Annotated in this window: 6 protein-coding genes; 2 read left to right on the forward strand and 4 right to left on the reverse strand. The window is 67.1% G+C overall.

Annotation, left to right across the window (positions count from 1 at the left end; genetic code table 11):
- Positions 1 to 162 precede the first annotated feature (162 nt).
- Positions 163 to 666, forward strand: a complete 504-nt coding sequence (locus U9980_RS02870) for a Zn-ribbon domain-containing OB-fold protein (RefSeq protein ID WP_322766560.1) — start codon at positions 163 to 165, stop codon at positions 664 to 666.
- Entirely contained in the window at positions 663 to 1,826 is a 1,164-nt protein-coding gene (locus U9980_RS02875) for a thiolase C-terminal domain-containing protein (RefSeq protein WP_322766561.1), read from the forward strand. The genes U9980_RS02870 and U9980_RS02875 overlap by 4 nt, the downstream gene beginning before the upstream one ends.
- Positions 1,827 to 1,993: 167 nt before the next feature.
- On the opposite strand, the gene U9980_RS02880 is transcribed toward U9980_RS02875, so the two are convergent.
- The 4 genes from U9980_RS02880 to U9980_RS02895 all read right to left on the reverse strand — a co-directional run.
- Entirely contained in the window at positions 1,994 to 2,326 is a 333-nt protein-coding gene (locus tag U9980_RS02880; protein ID WP_322755767.1) for a hypothetical protein, read from the reverse strand.
- 202 nt (positions 2,327 to 2,528) lie between these two features.
- Positions 2,529 to 2,876 carry an ArsR/SmtB family transcription factor gene (locus U9980_RS02885; RefSeq protein WP_416210124.1) on the reverse strand — a complete coding sequence of 116 codons (348 nt, stop codon included), beginning with the start codon at positions 2,874 to 2,876 and terminating at the stop codon, positions 2,529 to 2,531.
- A gap of 227 nt (positions 2,877 to 3,103) precedes the next feature.
- Positions 3,104 to 4,378: an ATP-binding protein gene (locus tag U9980_RS02890; protein ID WP_322766563.1), complete on the reverse strand. Its 1,275-nt coding sequence runs from the start codon at positions 4,376 to 4,378 to the stop codon at positions 3,104 to 3,106.
- A gap of 137 nt (positions 4,379 to 4,515) precedes the next feature.
- Positions 4,516 to 5,016: pyridoxamine 5'-phosphate oxidase family protein (locus U9980_RS02895; RefSeq protein WP_322766564.1), on the reverse strand; the 501-nt coding region annotated here is incomplete at its 5' end.

The raw sequence follows: 5,016 nt of genomic DNA on the forward strand, positions 1-5,016 counted from the left end.
GTGGGACGCGGCCCAGGTCCCTGCGGTTGCCGGGCGTGATAGATAAGCGGTCTATTCGTTGAACCTGGATAACCGTATTGTGGGCGGTGGGCCGCGTGGACCGTGGACCGTGGACCGCGCGACGGAGGGCACCGGTGCCCGGCGTGATGGAGAGAAGGTCGGATGGACGAGCTGATCAGCGACGAGGAACTGGTGACCCGGTTCCCGGGGCATACCCTGACCCGCGACAATGCGGCGCACTACCGGGGCCGGCTCGCGCACCGACTGGTGATCAACCGTTGTGGCGACTGCGGCACTTGGCGACACCCACCCAAGCCCGTGTGTCCCGCGTGCTGGTCGTGGAACATCGTGCCCACCGAGGTCTCGGGGCAGGGGAGCATCTTCATGACCGTCTTCCTGCATCAGGGGCCGCCGGCCGAAGGTGTGGACTACACCACGCCACACCCGGTCGTGACCGTCGCGCTCGACGAGCAGGAGGGGCTGCGGTTCACCAGCACGGTCGTCGGGGCCGCGGGTGACGCGATCCGCATCGCGGAGCGGGTTGAACTCGACTGGATTGAACGCTCCGGCACGCCGCTCCCGGTGTTCCGCCTGGCCAGCACCACCGCAGGCAGCAGCGCCGCCGGCACCAGCACCAGCGCGGCGGTAACGGAGGCCGGACGATGATCAGCAGTCGTAACCCGATGAAGGACAAGGTGGCCATCGCCGCGGCGGCCACCACCGGCTTCCAGCCCCGCAACACCGAGCGGAGCCGTGCGTCCTATGCCGCGCAGGCATGCATCCAGGTGCTGCGCGACTGCGGGCTGACCGCGGCCGACGTCGACGGCATCTCCGGCTCGACGCCGCCGGCTCCCGAGCTGCAGACGATTCTCGGCATTCCCGAGATCAGCTGGTTCGCCGAACCGGTGATCCCGTTCGTGAACCAGCTCGCCGCCGCCGTGAGTGCAGTGCACAGCGGCCTGTGCGAGGTCGCACTCGTCTATCATGCCGCCTACCGGGAGGCGTGGAACACCGCGTCCGCGCTGAAGGATCCGTTCCGCCGACCTCTGAGCCCCGGTGTCTCGCCCGGGCCGGAGACGGTCTTCGGCGGCGTCGGATACACGGCCTGGGCGTCGCGGTACATGTATGAGTACGGCGTCCCGAAGGAACATTTCGGCTATGTCGCCATCAACAATCGCACGAACGCCGCTGCCAACCCGGCGGCGGCCATGCATAAACCCCTGACAATGGACGACTATCTGTCCGCTCGCATGATCCGCTGGCCGCTGTGCATGCTCGACATGGACGTTCCGGTGGACGGCGCGGACGCGTTCGTGGTCACGACGGCCGAGCGGGCCCGCGACCTACCGCACCCGCCGGTTCTCGTCCAGGCCGCGGCGCTGGGCATGGTGGACAGGCACGAGGAGGATCAGACACCCAGCCTCCGCCAGCACGGGCAGCAGGTCGTTGTGGAAACCCTCAAGGCGAAGAGCGACTTCTGGATCGACGACGCCGACGTCTACTTTCCCTATGACGGTTTCACCATCATCACGCTGAACTGGTTGGAGAACGTCGGCTACTGCGGCCCCGGCGAGGCGGGCCACTTCATCAAGGAACACTGGGACGACAAGACCAACCGTATTCTGATCAACGGTCGGGTCCCGGTGAACCCCCACGGCGGGGCGTTGTCCGAGGGCGGTACGCAGGGTTCGGGTCACGTCCGGGAGGCGGTGCACCAGCTCCAGGGCCTGGCCGGGGAGCGTCAGGTCCCCGACGCCCGCCGAGCCATCGTGACCGCCGGCGGCTTCTTCTTCAACGCGCAGGGCGTGACGCTCCGCCGCGACTGATGCCCTCACGCCACCGGGTGCGCTCATCATGAGCCACTAATCGCGGCTCCCCGACGCTACCGTCAGCGGGACGTTGTCGGTAACGGACGTTGTCGGTAGCGGACGTTGTCGGTAGCGGACCGGGCAGGATGGGCCGGCGGAGACGTCAGGGCACGGTCATCAGCCCGTCACGATGGCTGAAGGCCGAGGTCTACGAATCCGCGCCAGCTCTGCGGGGGCCCGTCCGGCGATGATCCTTTGGCGGGCCTGACGCCGAGGCGGCAGTCGAAGGCGAGCGTGAACCCCGCGCCAAGGAGCGCGTCGCGCAGTGCGGTGGCGAACCGCCACGCTTCGGCGGGGTCGGCGGAGGCCTGCCGGGTGACGGCCTCGACCCGGATTACGTCTGACCGGTGGGCGATGGTCCATCCATACTCGACCGGGTCGTCGTCTTCGGCAAAGAGATCCGCGTACCCGATGGCGTCGCGCTCAAGGACCTTGACGATGTTGTCGGTAGACCTCATGCTGATCAGACTTCCAGAACGTTGCGGATCTTTGTTGCCGGGTCCGCATTGACGTTGATCGTGCCTGAGCTGCACTAGCTTGTCTCAAGCCCGCGGCCGGGGTCAGAGCGCGGCCTCGATCAGGCTCATGCCGCCCGGCGCGCCCGGGCGGGGATGGTGCGCTCCAGTCGAACGACGGCGTGCGCTGCGGTCGTGGGGGTCATCAGTGCTCCTCGGCTGGAATGGGGTCGGCTGGAATGGGGTCGGCCGAGCTTGCGTCGGCGTCGGCGTCTGCGGCGGGGTCGGCTGAGCTGGCGTCGGTGCGGAAGAGGACCTCGAGAGCATCGAGTCGCTCGTTCCAGTGACGGTCGTAGAAGCGGAACCATGCGAGGGCCGATGCCAGCGGGGCGGGTTGCAGCCGGCACACATGGCGGCGACCGTCCACGGTGCGGCGGATCAGGCCCGCCCGCTCGAGAACCTTCACGTGCTTCGAAGCAGCCGCGAGCGACATGGTCAGCGGCTCGGCAAGATCACCCACCGTCAGCTCGCCCAGGGCGAGTCGCTGGAGCATCGTGCGTCGTGCGTCGTGCGTCGTGCGCAAGCGCGTGGAACACGGCGTCCATGTCGATCATGTTGCTTATATCGATCGATTCCTCAACCAAATAGTTGAATGCAGCAAGGTCCGGCCCATCAGTCAACCAGATGGTTGAGCTTTTGGCCCAGGAACGCTGTCGCGGTCCTCTGCCCGCTCTTCCGGCTGTCGCTCTTCCGGCTGTCGCTGTGACGGACAGTGCAGGGTCAGGGCCCCAGCGCGGCGGCCGGGATAACCGCGATGCCGTCCTGTCGCCGATAGGCATGGGTACCGGTGGTGATGACGGCTGCGTCGAGCAGGTCGTCGCCCAGCCGGTCCCGCAGCCATCTCAGGTGGACGGTGTCGCGGTCGCTGACAGCAGGGGCGAGTTTGATCTCGAACGCGACGACGCGATGGTCGGCTCGCTCGACGATCAGATCGACTTCGTGGTCCCCGTTCCGGGTCCGCACGTGATGCACGACAGCTTCGGCGGCTTGTGCATACACGCGCATGCTGAGTGTTACGAGCGACTCGAACAGAGCGCCGAGCAGCGGACCGTGACGGGGGACGGCTGGTCCGGAGACGGAGTCGTCCAGTAGTGCGTGCACGTCCGCGCCGAGCAGGCGTGCGGCGAGAGCCGGGTCTGCCAGGTGATGCTTGGGCGCCATACCCAGCCTGGCGAAGGTGTTCCGATTGGGAGACCAGCCGCTCAGCGGGTCGAGTAGCCACAGCTGTGACAGCACATCCCGATAGCCGATGGTGGTTGTCTTGGCGGGCTTGTCGTCGTCGCCCGCGGTCGCCGCATCGAGGATGACGCTGTACGAGGTTGTCGTGGAGGTCGCGCTGGCGTGGGCGGTAAGCCACGCTTTCAGAGTGGCGGGTCGACGGACCATGTGGCCTTGTTCGGGGAAGTCCCGTTCGACGATCCGGGTGAGGTAGCCGTCGAGTTGCGCTCTGCGGGCTCTGGCCGGTAGATCGCGGATTCCCGGGAAGCCGGACCGTATGATCTCCTCGGCGTAGTCAGACATGGTCAGGTCCGAGGAGCCGTCGACGACCGGGTGTCGTCCGGTGAGGAGATCGGACAGTCCGACGGCGGGAGTCGCCAGCCCACGTTCCGCGAGGCTCATCGGACGCATGCGCAGCGTCACGATCCGGCCGGCGCCGGAATGGGTGGGCGCGATGGTCGGCGTGGCGCTACCCGTTAGCAGGAAGCGGCCGGGTGCGGGGTCACGGTCGACGCTGCGGCGTACGAGGTCCCACACCGCCGGTTCACGTTGCCATTCATCGACGAGCACCGGCGTGGGTGAGCGGTCGAGGCGCTGCGGATCGGCCCGCAGGAGTTCGCGCTGGGCCGAGTCGTCCAAGGTGAAGACCGTACGGGCTCGTCGCGTTGCTGTCGCAGTCTTGCCGACACCCTTCGGCCCTTCCAGGCTGATCGCAGCCAGGCCAGGCAGCAATTCGTCGAGTTCGCTGTCCACCACACGGGTCCGGTACTCGCGCACGGTGCCGTACGCTACCATTCGCAGGCGTTGTACGCTACCAATCGCCGCTCTTCTACGCTACCGTTAGCCGACGTTATCGTCGATCTGTTCGAGTACGGCTCGGTCGTATACAGGTTACTCAGAGCGCCCGAAAATGATCATTTTCGGATGGTTCGCCCGGGTCGGGCCCCCTCGCGCCAAAAGTCCACGACGAGCTCGTCATCGGCAACGCTGATCATCGTCAGCTCGGTGACGTCGATCCTGAACAGGGCGAACGGCTCGGGCACCGGTGCGTCCGTGGACGTCGCCCAGGCCGCTCGGTAGGCGTTCAGACTGTCGGTGTCACTCACGACGACCGCACGGCCGTTGATTTTCGCATCACCGTTGGCGACGTTCTTGTCCGTGGTCGCGTTGTGCAGGGCACAGCGCGGGTCCCGCAGCAGGTCGGTTCCCTTGCGGGAGTCCGGCATCATGCCGAGCCACAGCCCGCCGAGCGCGAACAGCGGCTCGATCCCGCTCACCCGGGGAGAGCCGTCGCGTCGCAGGGTGGCGAGGATCGCGAGCCCGTACGCCTCGAACCGACCCCTGACCGCCGCAGCGAGTTCCGGCGCGGCCGTTTCGACGTCATCCCAGTTGGCCATGCCGACCATGCTGCCAGT

The organism is Protofrankia sp. Cr1 (assembly GCF_963555865.1).
Taxonomy (GTDB): Bacteria; Actinomycetota; Actinomycetes; order Frankiales; family Frankiaceae; genus Protofrankia.